Genomic DNA, 17,729 nt, shown 5'->3' with positions numbered 1-17,729 from the left:
GGCTCGCCCGTCACGGGGTGACCAGAACAAAGAAAAGCTTGCCTTGCGTAGATGCGCCGGCAAGCTTTTCTGCTTGTTGGGGATCCGCGGCTACCACCACCAGTCCTTCCGTGTCGTTGGTGCCCAACCATTCGCCGGCTTTGCCGCCGTGGGCTGAGGTCCAGAGCACAGGTAACGGACCTGCCAGTACCTGGGGTTGCCGTGATTCGTCATAGGAACCGGACGCTGTCAGGACCACGGTGACCAACTGGCCGGGGGAGAGCAGCTGGATGGAGGACGGGTCGGCCATCCGCAGGGGAACGGCCGCCGTGCCCACCGGTGATCCGGTGAGGAGCCCGGGGCCCAGAAGGCTGGATTCCGTGGGAATCTGACCCCGGTTCAAAGGTGCAGCCAACTGGCGGCCAACAAGGGCCCCGCCATCCGAGATCGCCCCGGTTAGGGCGAAGTCACGGGGTATGCCCATGGTGGTGAAGTCAGACTCAGCGAGAGTAGCTCCCGTTGGGAGGTCGCGGGCGGCTACCAAAACGCTGACCCGCAGCTCCGGGGCCGGGGTCAGCTGTTGGACTGCGATGCCGGCGGCCAAGCACAGCAGGAGGGCAACGGTGAGGCGCCTGTTCCGGGCAATCCACGAGCCAATCCTTCGCCGCTTGCCCCGAGGGGTGGAATGATCCGGCGGGCGATGGAACCTCGTGGGCCTGTTACGGCCCGGAGATTGGTGCCCAGGATTCGCGGAGGGAACCGGGCGCGAAGGACCGGTGGTTGCTGACGCTGATCGACGGGCGCGGGCAAGGAGGGCGCTTCGAGACTGTTGTGGCATGACGCCACGCTAGCCACTCGCCGGGACGCCTGACAGGGACCCAGCGGCGTATGTGGAAAAGGTGGGGAGTCAGCTCGCTGCAGCTGCGGGGGCCGGGGTGGCTGCAGGGGCAGAGGATGCCGCAGCGGGTGCTGCCGGTGCCGCTGAGACGGTGCTTCCCTTGGCGTCACGGGAATCAGTCCGGTAGAAACCCGAGCCCTTGAAGACGACGCCGACGCTGTTGAACTTCTTGCGAAGGGCGCCTTTGCACTCAGGGCACTCCGTCAGGGAGCTGTCAGAGAATGACTGGACGATGTCAAAGGCATGGTCACAGTCTTTGCAGGCGTATGCGTATGTGGGCACTGAGTTCCTCCTTCAGGACAAAGTTCAGGTCCTGTGCAGCGTGGCGAAGATTGTACTTCGCATTAGCAGTCGCAGGGCCTGAGTGCCAATTCTATCATCCGGCTCCGTCCCGTGCGCCAGCAGATGTGCCGGACCTCACCAGCAGGCAGTCTCCTCAGGCTGTTCCTCCAGCGGTGCCCGGGTCCGCCGCGCTGCTGTGCTCTTCCCTGCTGTGGAGTTTGACCACGCCGGATGGCGTCAACACCTCCCGCACGGGGCGGTCGAAGGCCTCGGCGGGAATCGAACCTGCCGGCAAGAGGTCGTCGTCGTACACCACCGCAATGGTGGGCGGCCGCGAGCCCGAAGTGTCCAGGCCCTGGAGGAGCCGATCGTAGTAGCCCCCGCCCTGGCCAATCCGGTTGCCATCCCTGTCCACAGCCGTGGCGGGCATGAAGATTCCGGCGGCTCCTGCCACAACCTGGCTTTCCAGGCGTTCACCCTCGGGTTCGTCAATAGGGGCATAGGACGAACGGACAAAGACGGTGGACGGCGTCCAGTAGACCCAGCTCAACTGCCTGCCGGGCTCGCAAACGGGAAGGAGGATCCGGTGCCCTGCCTCGTACAGGGAGTGGATGAGGGGCTTGGTGGGCGGCTCAAATGCGACGCCCACGTAGACGGCAAAAGTGGCCGGTGCGCCGGAAGTGGCTGCTGCGGCCCATGCCGTTCCATGCTGTGCAAGGGACGTGCCTGCGGCGGCAATCTGCTCGGGGGTGAGGCCCCGCCGGTGGAGGCGCCGGGTGCTGCGGATGTCTTCCTTCGATGCCATGGGTGTCCGATCGTGAGGTTCGCCTGGTGCTGGTCCGGCAACAGAAGCTGCCGTCGGGTCCACAGAAAAGTCTTCCCGGCGCGGCGAGGGTTTAGCCGATGATGTGTTCCTTCCGTTACATTAGTCCGGTGACTCTCGATAACAATGCTGTCCGTAAGGCCGTCATCCCCGCAGCGGGTCTTGGCACCCGGTTCCTGCCTGCAACAAAGGCGATGCCGAAGGAAATGCTGCCCGTGGTTGACAAGCCAGCCATCCAGTACGTCGTCGAAGAAGCGGTCAAGGTTGGCCTGCACGACGTCCTGATGATCACCGGGCGCAGCAAGCGCGCCCTGGAGGATCATTTCGACCGCGTGCCGGCGCTGGAAGCGACGCTGGCTGAAAAGGGCGATACCGCCAAGCTTGAGGCCATCCAGTCCGCCACCAACCTCGGTGACATCCACTACGTCCGCCAAGGCGACCCCAACGGCCTCGGCCATGCAGTCCTTCGTGCAAAGCAGCACGTCGGCCACGAGCCCTTTGCTGTTCTCCTGGGTGATGACCTCATTGACGCCCGCGACAACCTCCTGAGCGACATGATCGCCGTCCAGCAGAAGACCGGCGGGTCCGTGGTTGCGCTCATCGAGGTGGAACCCTCCAAGATCAGCGCCTACGGTTGCGCCGACGTCGAAGAGATCGGCGAGGACGGCTACGTCCGCATCAAGCAGCTCGTGGAGAAGCCTTCCCCGGAAGAAGCGCCGTCCAACCTTGCCGTGATCGGGCGCTACGTGCTGCACCCGGCCGTGTTTGACGTCCTGGAGAATACAGCTCCAGGCCGTGGCGGGGAGATCCAGCTGACTGACGCCCTCGAGGTCCTTGCGGCCGGTGAAGGTGAGGGCTACGGCGTGTACGGCGTTGTCTTCCGCGGCCGCCGTTACGACACCGGCGATAAACTCAGCTACCTCAAGGCCTGCATCGAGCTTGCCTGCGAACGCGAGGACCTTGGTCCTGAACTGCGTGAGTGGTTGCCGACCTTCACTGCCTCGCTTCCCAAGTAACCTCAGGATGTACGGCTCTGCGATCTGGCCGGTGACGCTGGAGAGCGGTGACCTGCTTCTTCGACCCATCCGATACCGCGATAAGCGGGAGTGGTCCGAAGTCCGTTCGCGGAACAGCGAATGGCTTGCTCCCTGGGAGGCGTCCAACCCGGCACCGGGTGGGCGCCTGCCCAGTTATCGGCAGATGGTGGCCTCGCTGAACTACCAGGCGCGTCAGTCCACTGCGTTGCCTTTCCTCATTGTTGAAAGGACCCCGGGATTCCGGGAGCCGCTCATCGTCGGGCAGCTGACCGTTTCTTCCATTATTTGGGGATCGGCCATGATGGCCACGCTGGGTTACTGGGTGGATAAGGGCCGGGCGGGGCAGGGTATTGCTCCGACAGCGGTGGCCATGGCAACCGATCACTGCTTCAAGGTGTTGGGCCTTCACCGGATGGAAATCAACATCAGGCCCGAAAACAAACCCAGCTTGCGGGTAGTTGAGAAGCTCGGTTTCCGCGATGAGGGGTATCGGGAACGGTACCTGCACATCAACGGCGAATGGGCTGACCACCGCTCCTTCGCCTTGACAGCGGACGAGGTTCCTGAAGGCCTGCTACGTCGGTGGCTCAGGGGATAAACGGGCAGGTCATGGGCCGTTTTGTCCGTATATCCAGTCATTTGCGGACTCGACGACGACACACCGGCCGCAATGCCGGTGCACCCGGTGATTTGCTTCTACGGTTTTGAATGTGGACTTCCCTCTCAGCAGCTCAGTGATACTCGTGGTCACTGTTGCGCTGTGGATGGTCTGGGTGGCGCCCTACGTTCTCCGGAACAGGCGCCAACAAGTCCAAACGGCCACTGTTCCAGCAGAGGCGATCGACGACGAACCAGACGAACCGCAGGCAGGGGTGGTACTGACTTTGGCACCTCAGCAGGAGAAACCGATGGAGACCATGCACAGCAAAGCACAGGCGTCGCCCCAGGAATCCCGCGTGGCTGAATCGTCGCTCCGGCCAGCGCCCACCACTCCCTTCACCATCCGCTATGCCCGCCTGACCTTGGCGTTGGCAGGGCTTGCCTTGCTGGTGACTGCGGCGGTTTCGGGCATCCTCCTCATTTTCGGTGCGGGGTCGTTCTGGCTGCCGTTGGTGTCCTTCATTGGTGCGGTCCTCGCTGTCGTGACTTTGCGCAAGCTCGCCCTCAGGGATCTTCGCGAACGCCGGGCCCGCCGCGCCGCACAGGCAGCGCCCATCCCGACGCCCGCACGCTACTTGCCGAAGGAACCGGTTCTCGAGGCGAAGGAAACAACGGTCTTCGACGCCGAAGCGGCCAGCCGTGAAGCTGCGCGTTTGTCTGCTGTCGAACTCCGCCAGGCCGCGCTGGCTGTTGCCGTCGCCGCAGGGGACACCTCGGCGCAAGCCGCCGAAAACACCAAAGGTTCCAGCTGGGAGCCTGTCGCCGTCCCCAAGCCCACCTATGTTGAGGCCGCGAAGGCGCAGAGGCCTGCGCCCGAGCCCCTGGACCTTCCGGAAGCTCCCAAGCCTGTAGGCAAGCCGGTCCTGAAGCAAAGTGCGGAACCAGCGGAGCCCACGGCAGCGCAGTCCGCAAAAAGCCAGAGCGCGCTCAGCAACCTGGACGACGTCCTGCAGCGCCGCCGCGCCTAGTCCCGCATGGCCATCATCTGTGTCGCGGGCGGTACAGGCCAGGTCGGAAAGGAAGTTGTCCGGCTTGCTTCTGCTGCCGGTCACACGGTGATCTCCTTGTCCCGCCACGTGCCGCCTCCCGGTTCTGCGAAGTATTACGACGGCGTCACCTACCTTGCGGGCGACGTCACCACCGGCGAAGGGCTGGCAACCGCATTGGCGGGCGCCGACGTCGTGATTGACTGCCTTGAAGGTCAGTTCGGCAAGGCACAGCGAAAATTCGCCGACGGCGGTGCCCGGCTTCTTGCCTTGGCACACCGTGCGGGGGTCGGAAGGGCGGTGGTGCTGTCCATCATCAACTGTGACAAGAGCACCTACTCCTACTACGCTTCCAAGGCTGCCAAAGAGCGCAAGTACTCTGAGTCACCGCTGGAGACGGTGGTGGTCCGGGCAACTCAGTTCCACGGCTTGGTTGCGGCGATTTTTGCCGCTGGAGCGAAGGTGCGCCTGATTCCTGTGTTCAGGGGCGCCAGCTTCCAGACCATCTCTCCGGTGGACGTTGCCGTAGCCCTGCTCGATGCCGCTTTGGAGAGCGCGTCTCCGGAGCGTCACCGTCTTCGAACAGTAGTTGGCCCGGAATTGCTCACCATGCGGCAGATGGCGGAGTCATGGAAAAGGGTCACCGGCACGCGTGGCCGGATCCTGGAAGTGCCGCTGCCCGGTGCGATGGGCGCGTTCCTCCGTGTCGGCAACAACCTGATCCCGGGGCGGAAGGACGGCAAGGAGACGTTCGTGTCGTGGTTGGAAAAGCGTCGGGAAAGTTTGTAGCCTAGGGACACTGGCCGGTCGGATACGGACTGGTCCAGGGGCTATAGCTCAGTTGGTAGAGCGCTTCGTTCGCATCGAAGAGGTCAGGAGTTCGAATCTCCTTAGCTCCACAGATGGCGGTGCTTCTTGACCTGTCACCAGTTACGAATCCCGGAGGTCTTCGACGCGGCATCCGTGTCGGAACATGCCAGCGCCCTTCTGCTCTGTGTGCCTGCCGTCGAACCTTCCGTGTTGTGCGTCGTCGCCGTAGCGCTCACCCACAACAAGCTTCCGAGACTGTGGATGCCCCGCTGCAAACTCCGAGCGTCTGTCGCTCATCTTCAAATATTGACACTAAGCCCCACGACTGTAGGGTTTAGTGTATGTACAAGAAGGAGATGACTGTCGCGGAGGTCGGGGGCAGGCTTGGCATTACTCGTGCCTCAGTTCATGACCTGGTCGACTCTGGACAGTTGACGGCCAGTGGCAGGGCTGGCCGTATGTTGCTCATCGATCGGTCGTCGGTGGAGCGCTTGGCCATCGCCGGCACCCGTCGTGGCCGTGCTTGGACGGCCAGGACTGCCTGGGCTGCCTTGGCGCTGCTCTCTGGCCAGAACCCCACTTGGATCAGTGCCTCGGAGAAGTCCCGGTTGAAGGGCCGGTTGCGTGAGTTGGACGCCGACGCCGTTTTTGTTCTTGCCCGGAACAAGGACAAAACCCATCGCTATAGGGCGACCCCGGACGGGCTGGCGGCACTTAACGATCACCTGATCCCCAGTGGTGCATCGGCCATGCGCGAGGAGTCCATTGCAGGGACCTTCGGGATGGCAGGTGGGAGCGGGACTGCCGAAGGCTACGTCATGAGCGGAGACGTCTCCGCCCTCGCGGACGCGTTCGGCCTGGTCGAAGATCCCGACGGCAACGCCATCATTCATGAAGTCGATTTGGGCGAACCCTTCGTCGACGGCCGGGCCCCGGTGGCGGCGATCGCCGTAGATCTCATGTGCTCGCTGGCGACCCGCGAACGCAGCGCAGGGCAACGTGTCATCAATGGCCTTCTCCATGTCTGAGGCGGGACTTGACGCCGCCGAACCAGCAGGTGTCCGCGAGTCCTGGGACGTGCCCGTTCCTCCGGGAGGTTGGGGGACTCCGTGGCCACAGTGTGTGGAACTGGCCAGGGCACTGCCGTCCACTCACTGGACTTTGGTCGGTGGGCTCATGGTGCAGCTGCACGCCGCGGCCGCTGGTCTTGCCGTCTCCCGGCCAACAGCGGATGTCGACATCGTGCTGCACATTGAGACCGGCGCGGCGACGACGGCGACAGCCAGTGCGGTCCTGAACCAGCTCGGGTACACCCTGGAGAAATCCATCTCTCAAAGCGCACCAGCCCACCGTTTCCTCCGCGGCCAGCAGCAGGTCGACGTGATGGTGGCCGACCATCTGGCCCCGGCGAAGATCCCGACGCTCGGCGGTCGTAAACCGTTCCAGGTATCCGGCGGCACGCAGGCGCTGCAACGGACGGTGAACTGCCGGATGACCGTCGACGACGACGGCGAACCGGCCCTCATCAGTATCCCGAACGCCCTCGGGGCGCTGGTCTTGAAGGGAGCGGCCTACCGCGAAGACTCCCGGGAAAGGGAGCGGCACCTCGATGATGCCGTCGTTCTTTGCGCGACCATCAGAACACCCCTGGTCACGGCGGCCCAGATGAAAGGCAGCGATAGGTCACGGGTTCTTTCCCTGCACAAAGAACTGGCCGACCCGGGGCACCGATCATGGCAACTGCTGGACCCAGCCGACCGGACACCGGCCATGGACGCACTCCGCATACTTGCCGCCAATCACAGCCTCCCGCCGGCCAACCGGCTTAAATTCGGCTGATGACGTCGAGGAGCGGCTGTCGAATAGCTATGGTCAGAAAATCCCGGCCATTGCGATTTGACGCGCGGATTATCTGCCCCTGAGTTGACACCAGGTGATGAAAGTAGGCGGTCAAGGCATCCCGACCATTGTCACTCAGGAACTCCCGCGACCAGAAGGTGCTGGTGGCATCTAACCTGCGAACTCAAAGTCGATGGTGATGCTGGGATCGATGCTTGCGATGATTCCGGAATAAAACCCCCTGGTCTGTTCCTTAAGCGCTGCCTCGTTTTGTGTGATGTATTCCTGCTTGTTCTCGTCACTGAGGATGTTATTGATCATGCGAGTCTGAACAGCTGGAGGTGTCAGCCAGCTAAGCGCGTTGCTGCTCTCTAAGGGGTCCTCAAAAGCGGGATCTTCGAAGCCGATGCCAATGAATTTCGGGACAGTCACCCGGTACGACGTTGGGCCACTGGGTTCGATCTTCACCTGTGTCCCATCAATGCCTAATTTTGCGTCGAACTTGTACTGGAGCAGTGTTGTTTTCTCGCTCGCGGGTACAGCCACTCCAAAAATCTCTCCATTGCTTTCATGCCTCGCGACACCCTCGATATGAAGGGTGAGCAATGCGACCTCTTGCACACGCGTGACGGCCTGAACCACTTGCGAATCGCGTTCGTTCGAGCTGCTGGTAAACAGCGACTTGAGAGCAAGAACGTTAAGCCCACCGGATGCAAAAGATGCCCCTGTTGCTGCGACAATAATCGCGACGAGCAGCAGGACTGGCCAAAGCAGAACTTTTGCTTTGAAAAAGTTCTTGATTGCCCTAAGGAAGTTCATGTCGATTCAGTCTCCAGTTTCGTTCGACGTCGAAACGCCTTCGGAATTGAGCGGGGGAACGGCAAAAAAGATCACTGTTTGAAGTCACCTCGAACCATATACGTCAGCGGGAACTGCTCTGTCATGGCGCCCCGTTGGCCCCTGAATATGAAGCTGCGAGCCAACACTTGTGGTAGCCGGGCAACAATCGTTGGTATGGGAAGTTCGTCTCTGCAACGGCACTCCAAGCGTGAGGTCTTGGACCAAGGAAACTTCAATCCCGTGGGTAACCACTGAGGTGTGTTTGCACCGGGAAAGAGGTCAGGAGTTCGAATCTCCTTAGCTCCACATTCAGCCCTCCGGCTTTCATGCCCGGCAAGTAGTGGCCCCTTCCCAGGCAAGCAAAAGACGAGTACCAACTACTCGTGTGCCCACCCCTCCGTTTCGCCTTTACTGAACCCAGCGGAGCCCACGCAACGGCCAATGATCCCCCTCGTTCGCCGGGGCTGCCCCAAGGTTCCGCAGCGGGGGCCGGACGGCATCACCCCAGAAGTGCTGTCCGGCCCTGCCCACAAGAGCCTGAGGCTTGAGCACACGGCCTCCTCATTTCCCATTGATGGTCCTTTTCGTTGTTTTGGAACCGCGCGGGGGTATATCGTTAACTATCGTTTAGTATCGTTCGCGATTGATTGAGGTGAGCTTGATGCACAATTCATTCCCTGCAAACGGATTTATGGGCAACAACCTGGACGGCATGTGGCAGGCCGTTGAAGAGTTTCGATCCCGGTTCGAGAAACGTTCAGGAACCCGCGCCGGCCGCGGCGAACTGCGAACGGCGATCCTTGCCCTCCTCGCTGAGCGTCCCATGCACGGTTACCAGATCATTCATGAAATCGAGGACCGCAGCGGCGGCAGTTGGAAGCCGAGTGCTGGTTCGGTCTATCCCACACTGCAATTGCTCGCAGACGAGGGCTTCGTCAGCGCCGAGGAATCCAGCGGACGCAAGATCTACTCCCTGACCGAAGCCGGAAGGGAAGATGTGGCAGGTTCTGAGACCTCTGCACCCTGGGATTCCCTGGGTACCCCATCAAGCCCGGGCTTCGCCGCATTGCCCAAGGCGGGAGTGGACCTGGCACAGGCTGCGGCACAGGTTGGCCGTACCGGAACGCCGAAGCAAGTCCAGGAGGCTGTGACGGTGCTTGAGGAGGCCCGCCGCCGTCTGTATTCGATCCTCGCCCAGGACTGAGGGGGTGACGTCGGTTCGGCCCGAACGGATTGATTCCACGAGGGGCACAGGGAATCCCCGTGCCCGCTATCGTCGGATCCTGCGATTCGCCGCGTGGCATTTGGCGGTCACATGGTGGTTTGAGCTGTTTCTGCCCAGGGTGGGCTTGCGCCGCCTGACCGAACGGAACCGCGCTGCCAGGATGCGCCGCTTCGCCCGGCGGTTTCATGGCCTTGCGGTGGACCTCGGGGGACTGATGATCAAGGTTGGCCAGTTCATGTCGTCCAGGCTTGATGTGCTGCCACCGGAAATTACCGCAGAGCTGGAAGGGCTTCAGGACGAAGTTCCGCCGGTTCCGTTTCCCGCCATCCGGGCCTTGGCCGAGGCCGAACTTGGCGCGCCCTTGGAGTCGGTCTTTGCCTCGGTCGAGGAGACGCCAATCGCGGCAGCATCACTGGGACAGGCGCACCGGGCCAAGCTCCTGGCCGGCAATGCCGAGGACACCGGCCTCAGCAGTGTGGTCTTCAAGGTGCAGCGGCCCGGCATCGCCGGGATTGTCGACGTCGATCTCGCTGCGTTGCGCAAGGTGGGAGGCTGGCTGAGCCGTATCCGCCTCGTCTCCAACCGGGCAGATGTGCCCGCCCTCATCAAGGAATTTGCGCAGACCAGCCTCGAGGAAATCGACTACTTGAATGAGGCAGCCAACTCCGAGCGTTTTGCTGCTGACTTCGCCCACGACGCACGGGTGACGGTCCCTGCCGTGGTCTGGGAGCGGACCACCCGCCGTGTGCTCACCCTCGAAGATGTCACTGCCATCAAGATCACCGACGCCGGTTCGCTTCGCCTGGCCGGCATCGACCCGTCCGAGGTGGCACCGGTATTCGCTTCGGTGATGTTTGAGCAGTTGTTCACCAACGGTTTCTTCCATGCCGACCCCCATCCCGGCAATATCTTCGTCACGCCGTCCAATGATCCATCCAGCGAACATCCCTGGAAGCTGACGTTCATTGACTTCGGCATGATGGGCGAGGTCCCGGTCAAGACGCGCAGCGGCCTCCGGAAGCTCCTCATCGCCGCTGCCTCAAGGGACGGCAAGGGCATGGTGACGGCCATCAGTGATGTGGGAGTGCTGATGAAGTCTGCCGATACCGCGGAGCTTGAACGGGCCATGACGCAGCTCTTTGCCCGGTTTGGCGGCATGGGTTTCGCCGAGCTTCGCGATGTTGACCCGCGGGAGTTCCGCGAATTCGGCAATGAGTTCGGCAGCGTGATCCGCTCCCTTCCCTTCCAGCTGCCCGAGAACTTCCTGCTCATCATCAGGGCCATGTCACTGACCTCGGGGGTGTGCAGCTCGCTGGATGCCCGCTTCAACTTGTGGGACTCCGTGGAACCATACGCTGCTCAGTTGCTGCGGGACGAGCGCGGCAACCTGATAAACGATGTCGCATCCCAAACACTCGAAGCCGCCGCCATTGCCCTGCGCCTGCCCAAGAGGCTGGACGGGCTGGTGACGCGGGCCGAAGAAGGTTCGCTCCAGGTGGGCAACCGGCGCCTGGAGCGCCAGATCGCGCGGCTTCTCCTGACGGCCCGGCGGGCAGTCGCGGCGCTGGTTTTCGGCGCGTTGCTGATTGCCGGAGCCATCCTTCGGGCGGACGATCCCGGATTGGGCAACGTGCTGATGATCGGCTCTGTCCTTCCCTTGCTGTACGGGTTATGGTCGGGCCGGAGCCGGCCCTGAATCCAAGTCCGCCGCCCATCGGGAGTCGCGCGGCCTTGGCTCTGCATCGACTCCTGACCAGGCAGCATTTCCCTCACCGGGCAGCGTAGAACCACGCCGTAGACTTTCCCTGTGACAGAGACTCCTGCTCCGCGTTCCGAGGCCCCCACCAGTGCGGCCGGCCCCATCCTGGTTGGCGTCATGCCGGGGCAACACCCAGTGGTCCTCGAACAAGCGGCAAGTGTTGCAGCCAGCGCCGGGCTTCCGCTGGTGTGCGCCTACGCGGACGTTACGGTGTATCCGGTGGACGGCACCACTGGGGGGCCGGCCGCGCCGATCGACCCCGATGGGGTTGATGAGGATCCTCACGCGATTCCCGAATCCCTCACCAAAGCCCTCCACGATTATTTGGACGGCACGCCAGTTCAATGGTCGCTGGTCCATCTGGCGGGGGAGCCTGCCCGCGCCTTGGCCCGTGAAGCGGAGGACACCGGAGCGTCCATGATCGTGGTGGGTACCCGTGAGCACAAGCTGGCCGCGGCGATGAAGGAACTGACAGCTGGCTCGGTGGCCCGCCACTTGTTCCACCGCCAGGAACGGCCCGTGCTGGTTGTCCCCGTCAATCCCCGGATCCCCACCGACGATGCCGAGGACTAAAGAGCACAGCTCCGTCCATCTCCGGGGCAAGTTCATCGCGATCGTGGCAGCAGGCGGGGTGTTCGGAGCATTGGCGCGGTACGGCCTGGGGCTGGTGATTCCCGCGCCCGGTGCGTGGCCGCTTCCCACCCTGCTCATCAACCTTTCGGGCGCCCTGGCCTTGGGCGCGCTGCTTGAGGGACTTTCCCGAAGGGGGCCCGACGTCGGCAACCGCCAGGTCCTGCGGCTCGCCTTGGGTACGGGTTTCCTGGGTGCCTACACCACCTACAGCACGCTGGCCTTAGACGCAGTGCACCTGTTTACTGCCGGGGCGGCTGTTGCCGCCGCAGGGTACCTCGCGGCGAGCTTGTTGGGCGGGGCCGCAGCAACCACTGCCGGTATCTGGGTGGGCGCCTGGCACCACAGGCGCGGAATGGGGCCTCGATCGTGACGGTCATCCTTCTTGCCCTGGCAGGTGGGCTGGGCGCGGCGGTACGGTTCGTCGTCGATGGCTTCCTCCGGTCACGCCTGAAGACTGCCTTCCCGTGGGGCACGGTGGCCATCAATGTCTCGGGTTCGCTGCTGTTGGGTTTCCTGGCTGGACTGGTCATGCGCGGGCAGGCACCGGATTCCCTCCTCCTCATTCTCGGAACAGGTTTCCTGGGCGGCTACACAACCTTCAGCACTGCCAGCCTTGAGACGATCCGGCTGGTTCAAAGCGGGCGCACGGCGTTGGCGGTCATCAATGGGTTGGGGACCATGGCGGTGAGCGTCCTGGCGGTCGCAGCGGGTGTGTGGATCAGCGTGGCGCTGCCCTGAGCAGTGGCGAACCTCACCACCGGAAGAGGCATGGTCCGCCTGTAGGATCGAGCCATGGCTAAGAAGACTTTCAATGAGCTGTTGTCCGCCCAGGTCGCGAACGAGTTTGCCGCCTCCCAGCAATACATCGCAGTAGCTGTGTACTTTGATGGTGAAGACTTGCCGCAGCTCGCCCGGCACTTCTACCGTCAATCCCTTGAGGAGCGCAACCACGCCATGATGATGGTCCAGTACATGCTGGACCGCAACGTGCACGTGGAGATCCCGGGCATCGCCCCCGTCCGCAACAACTTCACCAACGCCAAGGAACCCATCGCGCTGGCCCTGGAGCAGGAAAAGGAAGTCACCCGGAACATCGAGGAGATGTTCCGCGTTGCCCGCGCCGAGGGAGATGCTTTGGGCGAGCAGTTCATGCTCTGGTTCCTGAAGGAGCAGGTTGAGGAAGTAGCTTCCATGACCACGTTGCTCAACATCACGGAGCGGGCCGAGAACCTCTTCGACATCGAGAACTATGTCGCCCGCGAAACCGTCGGCGACGGCGGACAGGACGCTGGCGCCCCGTCCGCAGCCGGCGGCGTCATCTAAGAGCAAGACCGGCATCGTTCGAAGGGGCCGCCGGAAGCTTAGCTTCCGGCGGCCTTTTCGCTGCCCGGGAGAGTGCCATGGCCACCGCCCGGTAAATTGCCCGGGGAAGTGTCCGCACCATGGTGGTCCTGGAAACGATCCAACAAGGACAGCCGACTCGCTATCCGTGCCAGGTCCACCGGCAAAACAGATGAATCACCACCGGACGCCTCGATATCCCAGTCCAAAGGTCCTTTGCCGATCAGGAACAGCGTGATGTCCTGGTCGTGCAGCACGTCCACCACGTTGCTGAAACGCTGCCAGGCAGGTGCCGAGGCCGGGTCATTCCCTGCAGGGGAGGGGACGTTATCGATCACCCAGGTCTTGTAGGTCCCGGCCAACACCAGGAAGTCCGCTGTTGAAGTCAGCCCGCCGCAGAGTTCCTCAAAATCCACCCAGAGGAGATCGGGGTCCGAATTCCTGACCACCACCGGTTGCGTGGTGGGGCTCAGCACGCGGCTTTGTGACGGTGCCGGCCTGAAAAGGCCCAGGCGCCCCAACTGCCCGGCCGTGCCGGGGGAGATGATCCGACCCGAGCGGAACGCATCAAACCCGGTGGCGGGAGCCGTTCCCTTCGCTGGAAACCGGCGGAAGTCCGAGGCGCCGCTGATTTCCACGATGTCCATCATCTCTTTGATGGCCTCGATGGTGGGAAGGAAATGCTCATGCCAGAGGGGATTGGGCAGGAGTTCCTCCGGGGCGTAGTTCGAGGTCACCACCAGGGGGACGCGACGCTGCGCAGCAGAACGCAACAACCGGGCAATAAACATGCCATCGCCAACGTCATGGACATGGAATTCGTCGAAGAAAAGCACGTCGATGCCATCGAGCAGCGCATCCACGGACTGCTGGATGGCTGTTCCGTTGCCGGTCTCCAAACCATGGGTTCCGGCATGCAGCCTGCGGAAGAAGTCGTGGAAGTGGACACGCCGTTTCCGTGCGTCCAACCGTCCATGGAAGCTGTCCATCAACCAGGTCTTGCCCCGGCCCACCGGTCCATGAAGGTACAGGCTCCGCGGCGCCTTCCGGGAAAGCGCACGACGACGGCCCGTCAGTTGGGCGCCGAAGGCCGCCAACCGCTCGGCTGCCTGCCGCTGACTGGGCTCAAGCGCAAAACCCGCCCGTCCGGCGTCGTGCTCCATGCCCTCAAGCAAGGTGCGCAGGGTGTCCCGGGCCGAACCCGGAACTGGCCTCAACAGAGGCGTCACAGCCAGCCTTTGCGCTTGAAAATGAGGTACATGAGCAGGGCTGCACCGAACATGAGCCCCACCGCCAAGGGATAGCCATAGTCCCAGTGCAGCTCGGGCATATGGTCGAAGTTCATCCCGTATACACCTGCCACGAAGGAGGGTGCAAAGAGGATGGCAGCCCAGGAGGAGATCTTCTTGACTTGCTCGTTCTGCGCGGCGCTGGCCTCGTTTTGGCGGTTGGCAGTCAGTGTGCCATCCAGGGTGAGCGCGTTCTGCAGCAGGTCCCGGAACGAGTTCACGCGGGAGATAACCCGCTGAACGTGGTCCTCGACGTCGCGGAGGGAGCGCTGCAGCTCAATGTCCACGCCATACTTTTCGAATCCCTTTTCCAGAAGCGCCATCATGTCCGGGAGGGGTTGGATGGCCCGCTGGAACTGGATCACTTCACGGGCAAGTTCGTAGATGCGGCGGGAAACGGCGCTGTCGCCGCTGAAGAGCTGGTCTTCGATTTCGTCGATGTCGTTCTCAAGACCCGCCACAACCGGCGCGTAGTCATCCACTACCTGGTCCAGGAGCGCGTACAGCACAGCTTCAGGCCCATGGCAGAGAAGGTCCGGACGCGTCTCCAGCCGGTGCCGGACCCGGGCGACCCCTCCGGTTTCAGCGTGCCGGATGGTCACCACGAAGTTTGGCCCCGTGAAGATGTGCAGCTCGCCGAATTCCACCGTCTCGGTGTCATCGAGGTATCTGGCCGGGCGGAGAACAGTAAACAGGTTGTGGTCGTACCGCTCAAGCTTTGGCCGCTGGTGCGCGGACACAGCGTCTTCGACGGCGAGGTCGTGGAGCCCGAATTCCTGGGCGACGGCGGCCATCTCGTCTTTCGTGGGACGGTACAAGCCGATCCAGGCCATGCCGCCGTGTTCCGCCAAGGTCTCGAACGTTTGCTCAAGACTGTGCGGTGTGGCTGTGCGGACGCCGTCTACATATACGGCGTTGTCAATGATGGTCACTGGTTGAACGCTACTGCATGGCTCCGATGATGGCGCCCGCAATGGTCATGGCAACGAGGTCGTGGCCCGAATCAATCACTGTTACTGCGGTGGGTCGGCCCGCGAAGCCATTGTGGATCACGTGGCCGCCGGCGCGGAAGACGAGGGCGGCGATGAGCGCGAAGAAACCGCCGGCCCAGAAAGTGTTGAGTTCCAGGGCGCTGATGAGCACAGCCAGGAGGATGCTGGTCAGGGCAGCGGCCACCATCATGGGAACCCAGATTCCTGCGCCGCCTTCAATGTTTTTGAGGTCCTCTTCGGTTTTGCCGATGGCTTGCATCCACCTGCGGCCCAGCACGGCCGGCATGTACCAAACGAAGCCGATGACCATGCTTGAGACGAAGGCCAGAAGTACAGCGAACCAGTTGATTTGGGAGATGTGTGAGAGCCAATCCATTCCTGAAATCCTAGTCTGTTCGAGCCTGGGAACCCGGGCTCTGGCTCTCCTGCCTTGTCCGTGTTGGCGCTGCGGACATCCGTTCGATCAGCGGCTCTGTCCGGTACGGAATGTGGGTATGGAGGGCGAGCACGGTTTCCGTGCGGATGACGCCTTTGGTGCGAAGGACAGACCGCAGCGCCGACTGCAGGTTGTGCGTGTCCGTGGCCACGACGCGGCACCACAGGTCGCCGCGCCCTGAAATTTCGTGGACTTCAAGGACCTGGGGGATCAGGCGCAAGGCGCCTATGACGCCGTCGAGCTCGCGGTGTGTCACCTCAATGGTGACAAAAGCGACGACGTCGTAGCCCACCTTCTCGAGGTCCACCTCCCTGCCCGCGGCATGCAGCACTCCGGACCGAAGGAGGCGCTTCACCCGGCTCTGGGCTGTATTGCGGGCAATGCCCAAAGTATCGCTCAACTCGGCGATTTGGATGCGGGGGTCCTTGATGAGTTCCAGGAGGATTTTCAGGTCCATGGGGTCGAGGGTGTTCAAATGGTCACTCCAGCTCACTTAGGTGGTCCTACTTTGATTCTTTTGCTCAATCTTTGCATCTTTTTATCGCGCGGAGATCAGCACTATTAGATTCTGTTGCCACTAATACTTTGCCGGATTGTGCTTCCCACAAGGAACCCACCATCCGGCCACCGAGCCCGAAGGCATGGAAATGACTGTCTTGAGCGAACTCCGCATGCGTCCGGTTACCGCCGACCGCTGGGGATGGGATGCCTCCACCACCGCCAGGCTGGTCCTGACCGGCGTCGTGATCTTCACCTTGCTGGTGGGCGCCAACTTGGCCACTCCGCTGTATCCGCTGTTGCAGGCCAGGCTCGGCATGACGTCATTGGATGTGACTGTCGCATTCTCCAGCTACGTCCTGGCGCTGGTCGGTGTCCTCATGGTGGCCGGCCACTGGTCGGACCACATCGGGCGCCGGGCCGCGTTGGTCCTGGCCGTTCTTGTGGGACTGGTGGGTGGCGTGATCTTCGCCAACGCCGGCTCGCTGGTTGCCTTGTCCTTGGGCAGGGCGCTTCAGGGAGTTGCAGTGGGACTGGCAACCGGAGCCAGTTCTGCGGCTTTGCGGGAGCTTCTCCCACAGCGACCCGAGTGGGCCTCACGGTTTACGTTGCTTTCCTCTGCAGGCGGCGTGGCCGCTGGTCCCGCCATCGGCGGACTCTTGTCACTCCTGCCGGACCCTACCCGGACTCCCTATTACGTTCACTCGGCGGTCCTGCTTGCAGCATTGATTCCCCTGTGGCTCTTGAAGGCCCGCCCCGCGATAGCTCCGGCGGCAGGTCCAAAGCCATTGAAGGTCCTCGCCCCGCGGAAGCCATCGATCTCCCACGATGCCCGTGGGGCATTCTGGATGGCCGCCGCCACCGGGTTCCTGAGCTTCGCAGTCTTCGGATTTTGCCTGTCGTTGGCACCCGGGTACTTCGCCGGTGTGGTCCACGTGGACTCGCGGCCACTGATCGGGTTGCTCGCAGGAGTCACACTGGGCGCTTCGGCGCTAAGCCAGTTGCTTGGTACCCGTGGACGCTTTGTGGTTCCAGTGGCGCTGGCCGTCCTGGGTGTCTCGGTTGTCCTGGTGGGTGCTGCCGCCGCCTGGACAAGCCCGTGGTTGCTGGTGGCAGCGAGCATCACGGCAGGCATGGGCCAGGGCATTGCGTTCCGGCAGGTCTTCAACGAGGTCGCCGGGAAGGTTGAAGCCGCCCGCCACGCACAGGTCATCAGCACCGTCTACGTCATCACCTACTTGGGCAGCGCAGTTCCGGTGATTGGGCTGGGACTGGCTGTCTCGGCACTTGGCCTGCAGGCCGCCGTCGTGGGCTTCACGCTCCTGTGCGGAGTTGCTGCGTTCACGCTCGCGGTCATCTCGCTGCGGAGCGCTGTTCGTTCCTGACGGTTTGCGCCGCCACG

General features: G+C 62.7%; 21 protein-coding genes and 1 tRNA gene. 14 read left to right on the top strand and 8 right to left on the bottom strand.

Features of this window, described 5'->3' with window-relative positions:
* Positions 1–10: 10 nt before the first annotated feature.
* The 3 genes from LDN85_RS15040 to LDN85_RS15030 form a co-directional block, all read right to left on the bottom strand.
* Positions 11–817 (bottom strand): RcpC/CpaB family pilus assembly protein, encoded by an 807-nt coding sequence (locus tag LDN85_RS15040; protein ID WP_026539877.1) that lies wholly within the window; start codon positions 815–817, stop codon positions 11–13.
* A gap of 69 nt (positions 818–886) precedes the next feature.
* On the bottom strand, positions 887–1,159 hold the full coding sequence (locus tag LDN85_RS15035) for an FmdB family zinc ribbon protein (RefSeq protein ID WP_026546253.1): 273 nt from the start codon (positions 1,157–1,159) through the stop codon (positions 887–889).
* Between the two features lie 154 nt (positions 1,160–1,313).
* A complete protein-coding gene (locus LDN85_RS15030; protein ID WP_223943437.1) occupies positions 1,314–1,964 on the bottom strand; it encodes a 5-formyltetrahydrofolate cyclo-ligase in 651 nt (216 codons plus the stop codon).
* A 128-nt stretch (positions 1,965–2,092) separates the two neighbouring features.
* Here LDN85_RS15030 and galU point away from each other — a divergent pair, with 128 nt between their 5' ends.
* The 7 genes from galU to LDN85_RS14995 all read left to right on the top strand — a co-directional run bounded on the left by galU (position 2,093) and on the right by LDN85_RS14995 (position 7,314).
* A complete protein-coding gene (gene galU, locus LDN85_RS15025; protein WP_026546252.1) occupies positions 2,093–2,998 on the top strand; it encodes a UTP--glucose-1-phosphate uridylyltransferase GalU in 906 nt (301 codons plus the stop codon).
* 7 nt (positions 2,999–3,005) lie between these two features.
* Positions 3,006–3,617, top strand: a complete 612-nt coding sequence (locus tag LDN85_RS15020) for a GNAT family protein (RefSeq protein ID WP_026539881.1) — start codon at positions 3,006–3,008, stop codon at positions 3,615–3,617.
* A gap of 145 nt (positions 3,618–3,762) precedes the next feature.
* Positions 3,763–4,647, top strand: coding sequence for a hypothetical protein (locus LDN85_RS15015; RefSeq protein ID WP_035760470.1), 885 nt, complete (start codon positions 3,763–3,765; stop codon positions 4,645–4,647).
* Between the two features lie 6 nt (positions 4,648–4,653).
* Entirely contained in the window at positions 4,654–5,454 is an 801-nt protein-coding gene (locus tag LDN85_RS15010) for an NAD(P)H-binding protein (RefSeq protein ID WP_223943436.1), read from the top strand.
* Positions 5,455–5,491: 37 nt separating this feature from the next.
* Positions 5,492–5,564, top strand: a tRNA-Ala gene (locus tag LDN85_RS15005).
* A gap of 252 nt (positions 5,565–5,816) precedes the next feature.
* Positions 5,817–6,503 carry a helix-turn-helix domain-containing protein gene (locus LDN85_RS15000; protein ID WP_223943435.1) on the top strand — a complete coding sequence of 229 codons (687 nt, stop codon included), beginning with the start codon at positions 5,817–5,819 and terminating at the stop codon, positions 6,501–6,503.
* Positions 6,496–7,314 carry a hypothetical protein gene (locus tag LDN85_RS14995; protein WP_223943434.1) on the top strand — a complete coding sequence of 273 codons (819 nt, stop codon included), beginning with the start codon at positions 6,496–6,498 and terminating at the stop codon, positions 7,312–7,314. Before LDN85_RS15000 ends, LDN85_RS14995 begins: the two co-directional genes overlap by 8 nt.
* 171 nt (positions 7,315–7,485) lie before the next feature.
* Here the strand turns inward: LDN85_RS14995 and LDN85_RS14990 are convergent, their stop codons facing one another.
* The gene (locus LDN85_RS14990) at positions 7,486–8,133 is read right to left on the bottom strand and encodes a hypothetical protein (RefSeq protein ID WP_051420676.1); all 648 of its coding nucleotides are present in this window, start codon (positions 8,131–8,133) and stop codon (positions 7,486–7,488) included.
* Positions 8,134–8,815: 682 nt separating this feature from the next.
* On the opposite strand from LDN85_RS14990, the gene LDN85_RS14985 reads away from it, so the two are divergent.
* From LDN85_RS14985 to LDN85_RS14960, 6 genes are all read left to right on the top strand, one after another.
* A complete protein-coding gene (locus tag LDN85_RS14985) occupies positions 8,816–9,358 on the top strand; it encodes a PadR family transcriptional regulator (RefSeq protein WP_026546247.1) in 543 nt (180 codons plus the stop codon).
* Positions 9,359–9,362: 4 nt separating this feature from the next.
* Positions 9,363–11,075 carry an AarF/UbiB family protein gene (locus LDN85_RS14980; protein ID WP_223943433.1) on the top strand — a complete coding sequence of 571 codons (1,713 nt, stop codon included), beginning with the start codon at positions 9,363–9,365 and terminating at the stop codon, positions 11,073–11,075.
* Positions 11,076–11,186: 111 nt separating this feature from the next.
* A complete protein-coding gene (locus LDN85_RS14975) occupies positions 11,187–11,711 on the top strand; it encodes a universal stress protein (protein WP_091550009.1) in 525 nt (174 codons plus the stop codon).
* Positions 11,698–12,141 (top strand): CrcB family protein, encoded by a 444-nt coding sequence (locus LDN85_RS14970; RefSeq protein WP_223943432.1) that lies wholly within the window; start codon positions 11,698–11,700, stop codon positions 12,139–12,141. The genes LDN85_RS14975 and LDN85_RS14970 overlap by 14 nt, the downstream gene beginning before the upstream one ends.
* Complete coding sequence (crcB, locus tag LDN85_RS14965) at positions 12,138–12,509, top strand: fluoride efflux transporter CrcB (RefSeq protein WP_223943431.1); 372 nt, start codon at positions 12,138–12,140, stop codon at positions 12,507–12,509. The genes LDN85_RS14970 and crcB overlap by 4 nt, the downstream gene beginning before the upstream one ends.
* 54 nt (positions 12,510–12,563) lie before the next feature.
* Complete coding sequence (locus tag LDN85_RS14960; protein ID WP_026539891.1) at positions 12,564–13,094, top strand: ferritin; 531 nt, start codon at positions 12,564–12,566, stop codon at positions 13,092–13,094.
* 38 nt (positions 13,095–13,132) lie between these two features.
* On the opposite strand, the gene zapE is transcribed toward LDN85_RS14960, so the two are convergent.
* Genes zapE through LDN85_RS14940 form a run of 4 tightly spaced genes read right to left on the bottom strand, consistent with a single transcriptional unit; the run spans position 13,133 to position 16,304 of the window.
* Positions 13,133–14,341 (bottom strand): cell division protein ZapE, encoded by a 1,209-nt coding sequence (gene zapE / locus LDN85_RS14955; RefSeq protein ID WP_223943430.1) that lies wholly within the window; start codon positions 14,339–14,341, stop codon positions 13,133–13,135.
* Positions 14,338–15,333: a magnesium/cobalt transporter CorA gene (gene corA / locus LDN85_RS14950; RefSeq protein ID WP_026539892.1), complete on the bottom strand. Its 996-nt coding sequence runs from the start codon at positions 15,331–15,333 to the stop codon at positions 14,338–14,340. Before corA ends, zapE begins: the two co-directional genes overlap by 4 nt.
* 10 nt (positions 15,334–15,343) lie before the next feature.
* Positions 15,344–15,769: a DUF1761 domain-containing protein gene (locus LDN85_RS14945; RefSeq protein WP_223943429.1), complete on the bottom strand. Its 426-nt coding sequence runs from the start codon at positions 15,767–15,769 to the stop codon at positions 15,344–15,346.
* Between the two features lie 10 nt (positions 15,770–15,779).
* Positions 15,780–16,304 (bottom strand): Lrp/AsnC family transcriptional regulator, encoded by a 525-nt coding sequence (locus LDN85_RS14940; protein WP_026546240.1) that lies wholly within the window; start codon positions 16,302–16,304, stop codon positions 15,780–15,782.
* Between the two features lie 172 nt (positions 16,305–16,476).
* Here LDN85_RS14940 and LDN85_RS14935 point away from each other — a divergent pair, with 172 nt between their 5' ends.
* Complete coding sequence (locus LDN85_RS14935) at positions 16,477–17,712, top strand: MFS transporter (RefSeq protein WP_223943428.1); 1,236 nt, start codon at positions 16,477–16,479, stop codon at positions 17,710–17,712.
* The last annotated feature ends 17 nt before the right edge of the window (positions 17,713–17,729 follow it).

Source organism: Arthrobacter sp. StoSoilB20 (assembly GCF_019977295.1).
GTDB lineage: Bacteria > Actinomycetota > Actinomycetes > Actinomycetales > Micrococcaceae > Arthrobacter > Arthrobacter nicotinovorans_A.
This window is presented reverse-complemented; position numbering and strand designations above follow the sequence as displayed.